10 protein-coding genes are annotated in these 15717 nt (G+C 40.4%); 4 read left to right on the forward strand and 6 right to left on the reverse strand.

The genetic code is table 11. The annotated features are described in order from the left end of the window. Positions 1 to 141 precede the first annotated feature (141 nt). The 3 genes from HMPREF9072_RS03995 to aspA all read right to left on the reverse strand — a co-directional run bounded on the left by HMPREF9072_RS03995 (position 142) and on the right by aspA (position 6300). Positions 142 to 4131 carry a glycoside hydrolase family 2 TIM barrel-domain containing protein gene (locus HMPREF9072_RS03995; RefSeq protein ID WP_009410652.1) on the reverse strand — a complete coding sequence of 1330 codons (3990 nt, stop codon included), beginning with the start codon at positions 4129 to 4131 and terminating at the stop codon, positions 142 to 144. Next, positions 4128 to 4808 carry a DUF4328 domain-containing protein gene (locus HMPREF9072_RS04000; RefSeq protein WP_009410653.1) on the reverse strand — a complete coding sequence of 227 codons (681 nt, stop codon included), beginning with the start codon at positions 4806 to 4808 and terminating at the stop codon, positions 4128 to 4130. The genes HMPREF9072_RS03995 and HMPREF9072_RS04000 overlap by 4 nt, the downstream gene beginning before the upstream one ends. Positions 4809 to 4908: 100 nt before the next feature. Beyond that, positions 4909 to 6300: an aspartate ammonia-lyase gene (gene aspA / locus HMPREF9072_RS04005; protein WP_009410654.1), complete on the reverse strand. Its 1392-nt coding sequence runs from the start codon at positions 6298 to 6300 to the stop codon at positions 4909 to 4911. 1015 nt (positions 6301 to 7315) lie between these two features. On the opposite strand from aspA, the gene HMPREF9072_RS04010 reads away from it, so the two are divergent. From HMPREF9072_RS04010 to HMPREF9072_RS04020, 3 genes are all read left to right on the forward strand, one after another. Then, entirely contained in the window at positions 7316 to 8272 is a 957-nt protein-coding gene (locus tag HMPREF9072_RS04010; RefSeq protein WP_002673067.1) for an acetyl-CoA carboxylase carboxyltransferase subunit alpha, read from the forward strand. A 184-nt stretch (positions 8273 to 8456) separates the two neighbouring features. Continuing rightward, the gene (gene dnaB, locus HMPREF9072_RS04015; protein WP_009410656.1) at positions 8457 to 10034 is read left to right on the forward strand and encodes a replicative DNA helicase; all 1578 of its coding nucleotides are present in this window, start codon (positions 8457 to 8459) and stop codon (positions 10032 to 10034) included. Between the two features lie 162 nt (positions 10035 to 10196). Then, the gene (locus HMPREF9072_RS04020; RefSeq protein ID WP_009410657.1) at positions 10197 to 11684 is read left to right on the forward strand and encodes a GH3 auxin-responsive promoter family protein; all 1488 of its coding nucleotides are present in this window, start codon (positions 10197 to 10199) and stop codon (positions 11682 to 11684) included. 157 nt (positions 11685 to 11841) lie between these two features. Here the strand turns inward: HMPREF9072_RS04020 and HMPREF9072_RS04025 are convergent, their stop codons facing one another. Genes HMPREF9072_RS04025 through gcvH form a run of 3 tightly spaced genes read right to left on the reverse strand, consistent with a single transcriptional unit; the run spans position 11842 to position 13336 of the window. Continuing rightward, positions 11842 to 12579 (reverse strand): energy transducer TonB, encoded by a 738-nt coding sequence (locus HMPREF9072_RS04025; protein WP_009410658.1) that lies wholly within the window; start codon positions 12577 to 12579, stop codon positions 11842 to 11844. Positions 12580 to 12615: 36 nt separating this feature from the next. Next, entirely contained in the window at positions 12616 to 12963 is a 348-nt protein-coding gene (locus HMPREF9072_RS04030) for a VanZ family protein (RefSeq protein ID WP_009410659.1), read from the reverse strand. Further along, a complete protein-coding gene (gene gcvH / locus HMPREF9072_RS04035; protein ID WP_009410660.1) occupies positions 12956 to 13336 on the reverse strand; it encodes a glycine cleavage system protein GcvH in 381 nt (126 codons plus the stop codon). The genes HMPREF9072_RS04030 and gcvH overlap by 8 nt, the downstream gene beginning before the upstream one ends. A 429-nt stretch (positions 13337 to 13765) precedes the next feature. Here gcvH and argS point away from each other — a divergent pair, with 429 nt between their 5' ends. Next, a complete protein-coding gene (gene argS, locus HMPREF9072_RS04040) occupies positions 13766 to 15559 on the forward strand; it encodes an arginine--tRNA ligase (protein WP_009410661.1) in 1794 nt (597 codons plus the stop codon). Positions 15560 to 15717: the final 158 nt, after the last annotated feature.

Here is a 15717-nt window from a genome sequence, read left to right on the forward strand (position 1 = left end):
TAAAAAAGAGGTTTCGAGGCGAAAGAAAAAGGAAGAATTGACGAATAGTGAATAACGAATAACAGAAGAGGCTGGCTCTTTAAGAGCCAGCCTCCTTTCAATTAAATTTAATTTAACTTACAATGACAACAAATTAAATTTCTATTCTAATATCACCATAAATTCGGCACCTGTGGCAAAATCTTCACCATAGAAATCACTTAGAGCGGTGAAACGCACATAGCGTGCTTTTACAACTTTGTCGAGCAACACTTGTTGGGCGCTACTCACATCTTTAAAAGCTCCTACTTTCACGGGGTCGCCCCAGTTCTTACCGTCGTTGCTCAGTTGTATTTGGTAATCTTTTACCTTTCCGCTCCAGCTATCAGTGCGCTGGGTAAAGCTAAAGCCTTTTACATTAACAACCTTGCCCATATCGAAATCTACCCAATGTGGATGTTTGGCTACAGTAACTGAATAGGCGGAGTGCCAAATGGTATTGGGGTCGCCATCTACTAAATGTTTAGCATCTCCTACACCTGCTTCTTCACTGCTGGCGAAAATTACTTCCATTGCCGTGCTTTCGGCTTTACCGAAAGTAAGGGTGTACTTTTGAGTTTCATTACCTGCAAACCACGCCTTTACAGTACCTCCGTTAGGCAAATCGAAAGGAAGGGTGTATTTCTGTGCTTTGTTATTATTGATGCTGTAATAGATAGTTGCAAGGGCATTGGCTGTACTGATAGATACTTTTCCTACTTTGCTACGAGTAATAGAAAGAGGTTGCTCACCGCTTGCACTTACATTGGTTATGGTTTGCAAATCTTCTTTGGCTGGACGAATGATGAAACCGAAATTATGAGGGGTTGCTAACAAACGGTCACGCAACAACGGACGAGGACCGCAACTATGTCCGCCCAAACCTGTGTTGCCTATGTTCAGTTGCAAGTACACGCCGTCAGGTTCTGGTAATTGGTAGGGGTGTCCTGCCAAAGTCATATCGATAGCTTTATAAGGCAAAGCTGCTACCGATAGCGGTTCAGCCCCTACAAACACTGCGCCGGCACCCTGAGCATTGGTAAGAGCTGCCCAGCGGGTTTCTTGGTGTTGCCCCATATCTTGTGGTTTAGGGAAAGGCACAAATTCATCGGCTATTTTACCGCTGTAGAGACCTACAAAAGCCCCTGATTTGCGGTCGGGATAATTATCTTGTTTACCGCGACCGTAATAGGTGAAATTTTCGTACTCTTTAGGCAGTTTGAGTAAATAGCCCAATTGTGGCAATACCAAAGAGGCATCGTTAGACACCACGCTGGCTTGTAGTTCGATAGAGCCGTCGGGATAGACGGTGAAAATTTGGTTAGTAGTGAACTTAAAGTCGTTTGCACCAAATTTCTGGTGGGTAAGTTCCTCTATCTTATTGCGTCCTGAGCTGGCACCACCTGTTATTTTAGCTGCATTAGGTGCTTGTGATTCCACCGTGAAATAGAATGTATAACCACCTTCTTTATTAGGTTTCACTGAGGAAGCAATGGCTTTATGACGCAGGTTATGCAATCCTTTTTCAAACCATTGCTCGTATATCCAGTTATCGTTATTGGTGAAGGCGCGGAAAGCGTTGAGACTTAGGTTGCTGTTGGTAATAATAGTATGCTCACCATAGCGTAGTGTGCCTATCGTACCTTTATCGAAATCAAAAGTTACTGAAAAGTCTTTTCCGGTAATGGTCTTTTTGTCTTTGCTAAGGGTGAGCTTTTCTCCTTTGGTTACAGAGGAAAGAGAAGGCTTTTGGGTAGCAGGTTGCATTAAGAATTGTTCGCGAGCTTGTACAAATCCTTTTTTAGCCCAAGGGGTATCTGCTTTAAGGCGGAATTCTACAATACTGTAATATTCTTCATTGCTATCTAAAGTTACAGGGGTAATGGTCACACTTGATTTTTGCTGTGGCATCACAGAAGGCACTTCAAAAGGACGTTCTTCTACAAGCACACCGTTCTTATAGAGTTTCCATATACCCTCATAGTTTGAAAGATCGGTAAAATAGCCTTCATTGAAAATTTCAAAAGTAAAACTATTGAGTTTTTTCACGCCTATATTCTGATACACTTTCTGCACTTCGTAGTACTGTGGTTTTACTGTTCTATCGGCAAAGATAATGCCGTTCATCACAAACTGACCATCGTTAGGGAAGTCGCCAAAATCACCTCCATAGGCTTGGTAGCGAATGCCGTCTTTGGTATAGTTGTACATCGCTTGGTCTACCCAATCCCAGATAGCACCTCCGCATAGAAAGTTAGAGCTTTCGATAGCCTCCCAATAGTCGGCGAGATTCCCTACGGCATTACCCATAGAATGTGCGTATTCCGAGATGTGAAACGGATATTTGATGTCGTACTTACCTGTAGCAGCACCCTGTACCCACGCTACCGAAGGGTATTGGTTAGAGCCCATATCTACGATGTCGTTATTGCGCTCGTATTGTACAGGGCGAGAAGTATCGAGTGTTTTGAGGTGTTTATAAGCCGTTACAAAGTTCTGACCAGGGCCTGCTTCATTACCAAGTGACCATATCACAATGGCAGGCGAATTATAGGTAGCCTCTACCATTTCGGTTACGCGGGCTGTGTGAGCCTTTTCCCATTCTTTAGGGTGAGAAAGTGATTCTTTGCCGTAGTAATACTCGTGAGACTCTATATTAGCTTCGTTTTCTAAATAAATACCATACTTATCGCAGAGGTAAAACCAATAAGGGTCGGGTGGATAGTGAGAGTTGCGCACGTGGTTGATATTAGCTCGCTTCATCATCATCACCTCTTCTTCCATTTGTTGATGTGTGAGCACGTGCCCTTGTGCGGGGTGACTTTCGTGACGGTTTACGCCTTTAAATTTGATAGTCTTACCATTGAGATAATAATACCTTCCTGCCTTTCCGAAAGCATCGTCTTCAGCCTTAGTGTCTTTGATTTCTACTTTTCTAAAGCCAAAGTAAGACGATACTGTTTCTACCACCTTCCCTTTTTTATCCAAAAGTTGAGCTACGAGCACATAACGATGAGGCTCCTCAGCTGACCATAGTTTAGGATTCTTTACGGTTATTGTACCGCTCACTTTATCGATAGCGTTAGGGGCTACTGTTTTTAGAGGAATGCTTCCTTTGGTAGCAGTGGAGGTAACGTCGTCTTTATATAATGAGACTTCGTATACGTTATAGTACACTTGATAATCTTTGACTGCTTTTGGGCTGAGGTTGCGCACTTCGGCATTCACTTTTAACTGCCAATCGGTGAGGTTTTGGGTATCTGTAAGAATGTTGAGGTTAAAGATTTGCACCTTAGGAGTACTGCGCAAGGCTACTGTTCTGAATATCCCAGGTAGGCGAAACATATCTTGTGATTCGAGAAAAGAACCATCGGAATTGCGGTATACTTCTACGGCTACTTTATTCTTGCCTTTGTGTAGATATTTGGTAATATCAAAAGAAGCTACATTGCGTGAGTTTTTAGAAAAGCCTACATACTGCCCATTAATCCAAAGGTAGAAGAAAGAGTCTACTCCATCGAAATCGATGAAGATTTCACGACCGTCCCAATCAGTAGGTATTTCAAAATCGCGAATATAAGAGCCTACCTCATTGCGGTACTCATAGGTTGTCCACGTTTTAGGAGGGGTACGCATTACCCCTTTACGCCAATCGTCTACCTTGCGCTCGTGATAGAAAATCACAGGCTGGTTTACATAGATAGGCACTCCATATTTGAGCGTACCGTTTTTCTGTATACCGTAGATATTCCAGTTAGAAGGTACAGGAATCAACTCCCAAGCAGAAGCGTCGAAATCGGGTTTATAGAAGTCTTTGGGACGCTCTTCGGGGGTTTTGCACCAGTGGAATTGCCATTGCCCATTGAGAGATTTCCAATAGGGCGAATGTTCAGGCAATACTTGGGTAGCCGTCTTTTCGTCTTTAAACGAGAAGAAATAAGCACGAGGGTACTCTTTGTTAAGCGAGAGTTCCTCTACTGACTCCCATTCTTTACCCGTAGGGGCTGAGAGAGTGCCATAAGCAAAACCACCCAAAGGCTTGTGCTGGGCTAATAAATAAGGAGAGAGTAGTAAACTTAGTAGGGTACTTACTGTTCTAAAATAGTGTTTCATAAATTATTAGTATTAGTTTCGTCTTTTTGAAGATTGGATAATAAGGGTTCTACCTTGGCGTAATCTTTTACGACTTTGATGCATAAAAAAAAGGAAATGATTAACAAGAGGGTACCAATCACATTTATAATTGAGGTTGTATATGACATCTCGATAGTAGGGTCATCAAGCATAGAGGCTCTAAAAACAAAGTAATTTACTACAGAAGAAATAATTGAAATCGTCCACCAAATGGTTACAAAATTAGTAGGTAGTTTGGGTTGTATGTCTCCCCTTTGTATGAAAAGATTGCGAGTACTATTGTATATTTCTTTCATTATGCGGTATGGGAGTACCCAGTTAGCAAAAGGAATGAACCAGCTTCCTACTGCCCAACCATCGGTATATGAGAGGTTATTTTTCAGTTGGTGCAAGTTGTAATAAGCGCGCCTGAACCACATCAAAAAAAGAATACTCATTATAATGAATATCACAAGCCACAAAATACCTACTATACCTGAGAAAACATCACTCAGTTCAGCTCTTGCAAACAATTCGTCATCTATTTCACCTACAAGGAACTCTCTAATAACATATAGTTCAAAAATATCTGAAATCAGAAATATGAATAAAAAAGCAAAGGATATCCACAACATTATTATGGCATTCTTAGCACGGGTAGTATTATCTCTTAACATTTTTGTTGGTTTTTATAAGAAAAGGCGTAACTGGAAGTTGATATTAAAAAAGGTTACGCCTTTTCTTGTTGAATATTGAAATCTTTAAATTTATAAATTATTAAACGCCTAACATATTCTTGGGGTCTAAAATCTCATCGAGCTTATCCTTAGAAAGCAAGCCGTGTTCTAATACTAAATTGTACACTGACTTACCTGTTTCAAGGGCTTCTTTGGCTATCTTGGTGCTATTTTTATACCCTATATGTGGATTGAGTGCTGTAACGATACCGATACTGTGTTTTACCATATTGAGGCATACTTCGCGATTGGCGGTAATACCTTCGATACACTTGGTGCGCAAGGTGTCGATAGCGCGTTCTAAGAATACGATAGACTCGATAATGCACTGGCAGAGCACGGGTTCCATTACGTTGAGTTGCAACTGACCTGCCTCAGCGGCGAAGGTAACGGTAAGGTCATTACCAATCACTTTGAAGCACACTTGGTTCACTACTTCGGGGATAACGGGGTTTACTTTGCCGGGCATAATAGACGAACCAGGTTGCATTTTAGGCAGGTTGATTTCGTTGAGTCCTGCACGAGGTCCTGAAGAGAGCAAACGCAAGTCGTTACAAATCTTAGAGAGTTTTACAGCCATACGTTTTAGCGCAGAGGAATAAATTACATATGAACCGGTATCAGGGGTAGCTTCTACCAAGTTAGAGGCAGTAACGAAGGCTTCGCCTGTGAGTTTAGCTAAGTTTTCGGCACATAGTTTGGCATATCCCTTAGGAGCGTTGAGTCCTGTACCAATGGCGGTACCTCCCATATTGATTTCCAAGAAGAGCTTGGCGTTGCTTTGCAAGCGGGCGATTTCTTCTTCGAGGTTGGCTGCAAAAGCTTCAAATTCTTGACCAAGCGTCATAGGTACGGCATCTTGCAACTGGGTACGCCCCATTTTTATTACATCGGCGAACTCTTTACCTTTCTTCCGAAAAGCCTCAATGAGCAATGATAGGCGCTTGATGAGCGTTTCGTTCATCTTGATAACAGCTAACTTTACAGTAGTAGGGTAAGCGTCGTTTGTAGATTGTGATTGATTCACGTGGTCGTTAGGAGAGCAGTGTTGGTAATCACCGCGAGGATACCCCATAATTTCCAAGGCGCGATTGGCTATTACTTCATTAGCGTTCATATTCACCGAAGTACCTGCCCCTCCTTGAATCATATCTACGAGGAACTGATGGTTAAACTTCCCTTCGATTACTTCTTTGCAAGCCTCAGAAATAGGTTTGAGTAGTTCGTCGGGGAGTAATCCCAAAGCGTGGTTTGTTTGAGCTGCGGCGAGTTTTACATAACCAATAGCTTTTACAAACTCAGGGTAATCACCCATTTTAGTTCCTGTAATGCGAAAGTTTTCGATGGCGCGTTGTGTTTGTACGCCATAGTAAGCATCGGCGGGCACTTGCAAGTCGCCGATAAGGTCGGATTCTGTTCTAAATTTTGTCATAATTTTAAATTTTATATTTTTAGTAATTTTATATATGATACTTACGTTATATAATGAGATTGTATCGGTTTAAAAAATTTCGGTAAAAGTACGGAAGTTTTTTTTAATAGAAAAGAAAAAAGGAAAATATTTTTTAAGACAGCGTAACTTCGATTTAAAGAGGTGAGGTTATGCCTTAGAAATTAAATAAAAATTGGTAGATTAGTAAATTTAGAAATTAGCAAATTAGTAAAAGGAAGAGATGAAAATAGTTATTTGACAGGTTGAACTTGTAGGACAGACCGGACGAGTCAGACATTTGAGAATTGCCGAAGAAACTCCGAAAAACTCTGAGTTTTTGGGAAGGGTTGGAGAGGAAACAGAGATACTAAGGAGGTATCAGAAGAAAATGAAGAAAATCGGAAGAGAGGAGGGAGAGTTTTTGATGAAAAAAGGCTGTAAGGAGGGTGGAGTTAGCTTATAGAGAGCTTATAGGAAGGCTTATACGAATCTTGGACGATTGGAATAGAAAGGGTATATAAATGGTTGATTCATAATACAATACAACAGTGCTAAAAATGCTAAAAACGGGGTTTCGAGACGAAAGAAAAAGAATAGGCACTAGGCCTTAGGCCATAGGCAATAGGGGGAAGTACGACGGAAAGGAGAAGGGATAATTAGGGAATTAGCAAATTAGAAAATTAGTAAAATGGGGAGGTGTGAGGTCTTAGGGCATAGGCAATAGGGTTATGACGGAAAGTGGATAGGCAGATTGATAAATTAGAGAATTAGCAGATTTGGAAATTGGCAAATGAGGACGAGAGGGACGAGGTAAGATGGGTGGGATAGAAGAGACGGGAGATTAAATTAGCAAATGGGTTGGAGTTATATTGAAAAAACGTTGATAATCATTTAATTGCTTAGAAGAATTGCCGGATAAAAAAAGGGAGTTAAGCTTATAAACAAAAAATATTAGTTCGTAATTCAAAATTATTTTATATCTTTGCATTCTAAAAAATCAAATAACGCTTAGTTTATGGAATATTTAGATTTTGAACAACCTATTAAAGAGCTTGAAGAACAGATGGAAAAGTGTCAGGTCATCGGTAATGAAAGTGATGTGGATATGACTGATGCTTGCAAGAAAATAGAAAAGAAACTCAACCAAGTAAAGAAGGAAGTTTATGGTAATCTTACGGCGTGGCAACGAGTGCAAATCTCTCGTCACTTGGAGAGACCTTATACTCTTGACTATATCAACTCACTTGCAGGAAACACTTTCTTGGAACTTCACGGCGACCGTACAGTGAAAGACGATAAGGCGATGATAGGAGGTTTTGGAAAGATAGATGACCAGAGTTTTTTGTTTATTGGTCAGCAAAAAGGAGTAAATACTAAGATGCGACAATATCGCAATTTTGGTATGGCAAACCCCGAAGGGTATCGCAAAGCCTTGCGATTGATGAAACAAGCTGAAAAGTTTAACATTCCTATAGTGAGTTTTGTAGACACGCCAGGAGCTTTCCCTGGTATTGAAGCTGAAGAACGCGGACAAGGAGAAGCAATTGCTCGCAATATATTGGAGATGTCACGTTTGAAAGTGCCTGTAATAGTGTTTATCATAGGCGAAGGAGCTTCGGGAGGAGCGCTAGGTATCGGTGTAGGTGATAAAGTGTATATGCTTGAAAATACTTGGTATTCGGTAATATCGCCAGAGTCTTGTTCCTCTATATTATGGCGTAGCTGGGAGTACAAAAAGGAAGCAGCTGAAGCTCTAAAACTCACCGCTCCTGATATGAAGAAGTTAAAACTGATAGATGAGATTATTAAGGAACCACTCGGGGGGGCACATCGCGATCGCGAAATGATGTTTGCTACTGTTCGCAAAGTGATATTGGACACTTATAAGGATTTGAAGAAGCTTCCCACCGATAAATTGGTTGAAAAACGAATGAACAAGTACCTCGCGATGGGAGTGTTCAGTGAGAAGTAAGAAAATGATAATATCAACAACTTATAAAGGCGCTATTTAAGCGCTTTTTTTATAAAATGAAGATAGTAAACGGTTGCTAAATAGAAGAGTAAAGAAAACTTTTCAGAAGTTATCAACAGACTATTAACAGTGTTTGTGGGTAAAATCATCTACCCCAAATTAAACTATTTCGTATCTTTGCCGTATGAACGAAACAGAAAACACATCAGTACCAGAAATTGTTCCTGCAATACAACCATTCTCGCGAACACAAGTGAGTTTAGAGCGAGGAAAACTCCCTCCACAAGACCTCAATCTTGAAGAAGCTATCTTGGGAGCTATGCTCATTGACAAGAAAGGCGTTGATGATGTGATAGACATACTCAACCCTGAAGTTTTTTATAAAAAGCAACATCAACTTATCTATCAAGCTATTTTTGAACTTTTCAACGAATCGGAAGCTATCGACCTGCTTACGGTGGCAGAACAACTTCGCAAAAATGGCAATTTGGAGGCGGTGGGAGGAGAGTTTTACCTTATTAATCTCACCCAACGAGTATCATCATCTGCTAACGTGGAATTTCACGCGCGTATTATTTTACAGAAGTTCATCAAGCGCAAACTCATTGAAATTTCTTCGGAAATTATAGAAGACGCTTACGACGATACTCGCGATGTGTTTGATTCGTTGGACAGTGCTGAGCAGAAACTCTATGAAGTAACACAAGGTAACCTAAAGCGTTCCAGTGAAGTAGCGGGAGATTTGGTGATAAAAGCACTCAAGAAAATACAAGACCTCTCTAATAAAACTGATGGGTTTAGTGGAGTACCTTCAGGCTTTACCAAACTCGACCAACTCACCTCAGGTTGGCAAGCGAGTGACCTTATTATCGTAGCGGCACGCCCAGGTATGGGGAAAACAGCCCTCACGCTTTCTATGGCAAGAAATATAGCAGTAGGGCAGGGGATACCCGTAGCGTTTTTCTCATTGGAAATGTCGTCGGTACAGCTTATTACGCGTTTGATTTCCTCAGAAACAGGTCTGTCGTCAGAGAAATTGCGTACAGGGAAGTTGGAAGAGCACGAGTGGTATGTGTTAAATACTAAGGTGAAAGACCTAGAAAAGGCTCCTCTTTTTATAGATGATACGCCTTCTATATCAATTTTTGACCTCCGAGCTAAAGCGCGCCGACTCTCTACACAGCACGGTATTCAGCTAATTATTATTGATTACTTACAGTTGATGACGGCAGGAGGTAGCAAAGGAGTGGGTAACCGTGAGCAAGAAATTTCTACAATTTCTCGTAACTTAAAAGCTCTTGCTAAAGAGTTAAACATACCCGTAATAGCACTTTCACAGCTTTCGCGTAATGTGGAATCACGTCCTGGACAGCAAAAGCGTCCACAGTTATCCGATTTACGTGAATCAGGAGCTATTGAGCAAGACGCCGATATTGTATCGTTTATCTACCGTCCTGAATACTATAAAATTACAGAATGGGACGACGAATCAGGAACACCTACCGCTGGACAAGCTGAATTTATTGTGGCTAAACACCGCAATGGAGGTTTGGATAGTATCCGATTGAAGTTTGAAGGGCATTTGGGAAGGTTTGCAAATTTAGAGGAATACGATAGTGGAGGCTATTTACCTATGGGGGTACAAGAATTTGTTTCGAAGATGAATGAAAATGTAGCTTTTGAAACTGTGCCTACTGCTAATCCGGAGCAGGCTTTTGGAGCTCCTTCCTCCACTTCAACCGAAGACGATATACCTTACTAAAAATACTCTTGGAGTGTGTGAATATCCAAGAATCCTTTTTTGCCATTCTTCTCAATAGCATAAAATGATGCGGAGAGAGGAATGGCTTTGTTATAAAATTAATACTTATCGTATTGCAAATTAAAAAAAGTAGTATCTTTGCGGAGTCAAACAGACTTCATTATGATTAAATCATATATATCCAAAATATTTGCTTCTATCGTTAAAAAAAAGATAGACCGCTGGGCTAAAGCTCCAATAGACACACAACAAAAAGTATTCCAGTCGCTTATAGAACAAGCTAAAAATACGGCTTTTGGGCGTGACCATCATTTTGAGGAAATCCAAACGTATGAAGATTTTGTGGCTCGCGTACCTATACGAGATTATGAAGCCTTGCGCCCTTATATCGATAGGGTAGTGGAAGGCGAAAAAGATGTGTTATGGAAAGGCAAACCGCTCTATTTTGCTAAGACTTCAGGGACTACCAGCGGGGCGAAGTATATCCCTATTACCAAAGACTCGATGCCTTTCCATATTCAGGCAGCACGTGATGCGATTTTATGTTATATACACGAGACTAAAAAAGCCGATTTTGTAGAAGGAAAGATGATTTTCTTGCAAGGAAGTCCTATTTTAGGTGAAAAAAACGGCATTAAAACAGGACGACTTTCGGGTATAGTAGCACACTATGTACCTGCTTATTTGCAGCGCAATCGTATGCCTTCGTATAAAACCAACTGTATAGAAGATTGGGAGACCAAAGTAGAAGCGATTGTTACTGAAACTTTTTCTGAAAATATGACCCTCATCAGCGGGATACCTTCGTGGGTGCTGATGTACTTCGAGCGATTGTACACGCGCTCTGGCATTAAAGTAGGAAAACTGTTTCCTAATTTCAACTTGTTTATTTATGGAGGGGTGAATTACGAACCTTATCGCCAACAATTTGAGCACCTTATCGGGCGCAAAGTGGATAGCATAGAGCTCTATCCCGCTAGCGAGGGTTTCTTTGCTTATCAAGATAGTCAAACAGAGAAAGGAATGCTCTTACTGCTCAATTCGGGTATTTTTTACGAGTTTGTAGAAGCTGATACTTTCTTCAGTGATGCTCCCAAACGAGTGGCTTTGCAGGACGTACAATTGGGGGTAAATTATGCGCTCATTATATCTACCAATGCCGGACTTTGGGGTTACAACATAGGCGACACGGTGCAATTTACTTCGCTTGCGCCTTACCGTATAGTAGTTACGGGGCGCATTAAGCATTTTATTTCGGCTTTTGGCGAACACGTGATTGGTAAAGAAGTGGAAGAGGCAATGCGAGAGGGTTTAGAGGCTACGGGAGTACGTATCACAGAATTTACGGTCGCTCCTCAGGTAAATCCGGTAGGGGGTGAATTGCCTTATCACGAGTGGTTTGTAGAATTTGAGCAGAAACCTACTGATATGAAACGCTTTGCCCAAGTGATAGATGAGGCTCTACAAAAACAGAATATGTACTACTACGACCTCATACAAGGTAAAGTACTCCAACCGCTCAAAATAACCGAAGTTCCCGAAGGCGGTTTTGCCTCTTATATGAAGTCGCAAGGAAAGCTCGGCGGACAGAATAAAATACAACGATTGGCGAATGATAGAAGCGTTGTGGAGCGATTAGTTAAAAGTTAAGATTAAGACTGATTACTTAAGAAGCGCGGATTGCTTCGCGTATTGAGTTCTTCGCGACTTTGACTCTACAAACATTTGCGAATCATTTTTGCCTAACTATAAATGTAGAATTATTAAATAAAAAAGCCAATAGTAAAATGCTATTGGCTTTTGTTTTTTAGTTGTTTTGTAATTTGTAGTTGATAGGGTAAGCAAAGGTAACTGGTGTAGGTTTACCACGTTGTTTACCTGGGATAAGTCTAGGAAGTTTCATAATGAGCTTCTTAGCATCATCTTCCAAAATTTTATCGGGACCACGCACTCCTAAAACGGTAATAGTACCATCGGTATTGATGCGGAAGTTTACAAATACTTTTCCTTGAATACCCATTTCGGCGGCAGCTTGTGGATAGCTAAAGTTCTTTACTACGTGTTTGTTCAAGTTTTCTTGAAAACATTTCATTTGTTGATCTTTAGGTACGTTTTTACAAGCTTCGAACATAGGTTTATCTTCGATAATAGTAAAAGGCACATCTACATCAGGAGCTTCTTCTACTACAGTTTGTTTAATTTCTTCTACTTTAGCTATTTGCTCATTTTTAGTAGTTTCAGTAGTACCAATTACTTGTTCTTCGATTTTAGTATCGTTTTCCACTACTTTTACTTCCTCTACCACTGTAGGGGCTGGAGGAGGTGGAGGTGGTGGAGTTTCAGGAGGGGTCTCCATTGTGTAGTTCTCTTGATTTTCGTCAAGAGCCTTATCCACATCTGACGTACGGTTGTCTTGAACGCTTTTGTCATACACTTTTGTTTCGAACCCCCATAAGGTAAGGGCTGATACAAGAGCGAATCCTATGGCAAAGAACAATCCGCTACTTTTTGCCAAATCGGCTTTCGGATTTTTTTTAGGTTGCATAATGATTTTCTTTTAAAAGGTTATTAAATATACTTTTTATCTGAAAAGCTTTTCATACTTTCTCATAAATAGTAGAGCAACAACTGTGCCAAATGTATTGAAGAGCATATCAATAAAGTCGGCAGAGCGAGTAGTGGTGAGTAAGCCTTGTAATATTTCCATTGTTGCGCCTAAAAACAAGGCGGTGATTACTGCCCATAATTTACTTCTAAATGCTAATATAAACAGTGCCGTGTAACCGAAATAGAAGCTGAAATGAGCGACTTTGTCTAAATAGGGAATGCGAGGTGCTTTGGGCATTTCGCTGGATGAGATAAGACTTAGAGTGATAATAGCTATCGTCCATATGCCCCATAACAAAGTGTATTTGTATTTTTTAAGCATTTATTAGGGTTTTATACGCTTCGGCTGAGAGTAGATTATCTAACTGGGTAATATCGCTTATTTTCAGTTGTATTATCCACCCTTTGCCATATGGGTCGGTATTTACTTTCTCAGGTTTTTGGTTTAGCGGTTCATTAAACGCGATTACTTCGCCCGTGAGGGGCATAAATAAATCGGATATTGTTTTTACGGCTTCGATACTGCCAAATATTTCATCTTCATTAAGGGTATCGCCTATGGTTTCTACTTCCACATACACAATGTCGCCTAATTGGTGTTGAGCAAAATCGGTAATGCCTGCTGTGGCTATATCACCTTCGATGCGCACCCATATGTGTTCTTTAGTGTATTTTAAATCAGATGGAAAGTTCATTGCCCAATAAATGTCTTAAAAAGCGAGCCAAAGGTACTCTCTTTTTTTGTAACTACCAAATTTTTATTAGAAAAATTTTAACATTTTATTTGAGTTGTGGGATAATGGTCGATAAATTAGTAGATTAGGTGCGGGCTATATGAGTGGTTAATGATTAATGATTAATGGTGAAATTGGGAGAAGATTATACAAAGCTTATAGGATAATCGAACAATAAGTGGTTCTACAGTGGTTCTACAGTGGTTCTACAGTGGTTCTACAATGGCTCAATAGTGGTTCAATAGCGATAGATGACTAAAAGGAGGAGGGGAATAAAGTGAGGAAAAGCTGAGGATAAGAAGGTGGGTGTTGGGAATAAAACTGAAAGCAAAATGTTTTTATATATTAAATTATTTGTACCTTTGCCCTCTCAAAAGAAAGAATTTGCAAATGTTGAACTTAAACGATACCCTTAAACAACATATATTACAAGCTGTACAGGAACTGTATGGTGTGAGCTTAGAAAGCGTTGAATTGCAACAGACTAAAAAAGAGTTTGTGGGCGATGTTACTCTTGTGGTGTTTCCGCTATTGCGTCATATCAAAGGTAATCCTGTGCAGATAGGAGAACAAATAGGAGGTTACTTAAAAGAGAAAGCAGGTGATTTGGTAACTGACTTCAATGTGATTAAAGGTTTTTTAAATCTTGTAATTGCTGATAGTTACTACATCGACTTTTTAAAAGAAGTGAAGAATAATCCTCAGTTTGGTTTGGCAACGCCTAATAGCAAAGAGGCTATTTTGGTGGAATACTCATCACCTAATACTAATAAACCGTTGCACTTAGGGCATATCCGCAACAACCTCTTAGGGTATTCGGTAGCTGAAATCTTAAAAGCAGCTGGACATAAGGTGTATAAAACCCAAATCATCAACGATAGGGGGATACACATTTGCAAATCGATGGTGGCGTGGCAACGTTTTGGCAATGGTGAGACTCCTGAAAATACAGGGTTGAAGGGTGATAAATTAGTAGGGAATTACTATGTGGCGTTCGATAAGGCGTACAAGGCTGAAATACAGCAATTAGTAGAACAAGGGAAGACCAAAGAAGAAGCGGAAAAACAAGCTCCTATATTTGTAGCAGCCCAAGAGATGCTTCGCCAATGGGAAGCAGGCAACCCCGAAGTAATAAAACTTTGGAAACAGATGAATGGCTGGGTATACGATGGTTTTGCCGTTACTTATAAGAATTTAGGTGTTGATTTCGATTCGTATTACTACGAGAGCAATACCTATTTATTAGGGAAAGACATTGTGGAACGCGGTTTGGAGCAAGGTGTGTTCTTCAAGAAAGAAGATGGTTCCGTTTGGTGTGACCTTACCGCCGATGGCTTAGATGAGAAGTTGGTGCTTCGTGCTGATGGTACGTCGGTTTATATGACGCAAGATATGGGGACTGCTACCCAGCGTGTGAAGGACTATCCTGACGTAAAAGGAATGGTGTACACGGTAGGTAACGAGCAAGATTATCACTTCAAAGTGCTTTTTCTTATCCTGAAAAAGTTGGGTTACGATTGGGCATCACACTTATATCACCTGAGCTATGGTATGGTAGATCTGCCCAGTGGCAAGATGAAAAGTCGCGAGGGTACCGTAGTAGATGCCGATGACCTTATTGCTGAAATGGAGCAAACTGCCAAAGAGATTTCACAAGAACTCGGCAAACTCGACGGTTATACCGAAGCGCAGAAAGAAACCTTGTATCACACCATAGGTTTGGGAGCCTTAAAGTACTATATATTAAAAGTAGACCCTAAGAAGCGTATTTTGTTTGACCCTAAAGAGTCTATTGATTTTCAAGGGAATACAGGTCCGTTTATACAATACACTTACGCTCGTATCCAGTCGATTATGCGCAAGTATGCTGAAATGGGAGGTAGGAATGAAGCAGCGGTAGAGAAAGTTAGTGGTTTACACGAAAAAGAGAAGGCTTTGTTAAAGAGCATCACCCTATTTCCGTCGGTTGTACAAGATGCAGCTGATAGTTATAGTCCTGCTATTATTGCCAATTATGTGTATGATTTGGTAAAAGACTTCAATTCGTTTTACCAAAATGTATCAATTTTAGGAGAGGAAGAGGAGAGCAAGCGTGATTTTAGGGTAATGTTGAGCAAGAAAATAGGAGAAATTATAGCAGAGTCGTTTAAAATGCTGGGCATACAAGTTCCTGAGAGAATGTAGGTTATAATAGTAGTATAAAAAAGTTATAAAAAAAGTATTCAAAAAATTTGCAGGAATGAATAATTGTTGTACCTTTGCAACCGCAAATAAAGGAAAAGCCAGTTGCGAATTTATTGGAAAAGAAATAAGCGAAAATAGCTCAGTTGGTAGAGCGCAAC

This window comes from Capnocytophaga sp. oral taxon 324 str. F0483 (assembly GCF_000318315.2).
Lineage (GTDB): Bacteria > Bacteroidota > Bacteroidia > Flavobacteriales > Flavobacteriaceae > Capnocytophaga > Capnocytophaga ochracea.

What these genes read in the sequence shown, in the direction of transcription:
- HMPREF9072_RS03995 (WP_009410652.1), bottom strand. Translation starts at nt 4,131, where the DNA reads ATGAAACACTATTTTAGAACAGTAAGTACCCTACTAAGTTTACTACTC.
- HMPREF9072_RS04000 (WP_009410653.1), bottom strand. Translation starts at nt 4,808, where the DNA reads ATGTTAAGAGATAATACTACCCGTGCTAAGAATGCCATAATAATGTTG.
- aspA (WP_009410654.1), bottom strand. Translation starts at nt 6,300, where the DNA reads ATGACAAAATTTAGAACAGAATCCGACCTTATCGGCGACTTGCAAGTG.
- HMPREF9072_RS04010 (WP_002673067.1), top strand. Translation starts at nt 7,316, where the DNA reads ATGGAATATTTAGATTTTGAACAACCTATTAAAGAGCTTGAAGAACAG.
- dnaB (WP_009410656.1), top strand. Translation starts at nt 8,457, where the DNA reads ATGAACGAAACAGAAAACACATCAGTACCAGAAATTGTTCCTGCAATA.
- HMPREF9072_RS04020 (WP_009410657.1), top strand. Translation starts at nt 10,197, where the DNA reads ATGATTAAATCATATATATCCAAAATATTTGCTTCTATCGTTAAAAAA.
- HMPREF9072_RS04025 (WP_009410658.1), bottom strand. Translation starts at nt 12,579, where the DNA reads ATGCAACCTAAAAAAAATCCGAAAGCCGATTTGGCAAAAAGTAGCGGA.
- HMPREF9072_RS04030 (WP_009410659.1), bottom strand. Translation starts at nt 12,963, where the DNA reads ATGCTTAAAAAATACAAATACACTTTGTTATGGGGCATATGGACGATA.
- gcvH (WP_009410660.1), bottom strand. Translation starts at nt 13,336, where the DNA reads ATGAACTTTCCATCTGATTTAAAATACACTAAAGAACACATATGGGTG.
- argS (WP_009410661.1), top strand. Translation starts at nt 13,766, where the DNA reads ATGTTGAACTTAAACGATACCCTTAAACAACATATATTACAAGCTGTA.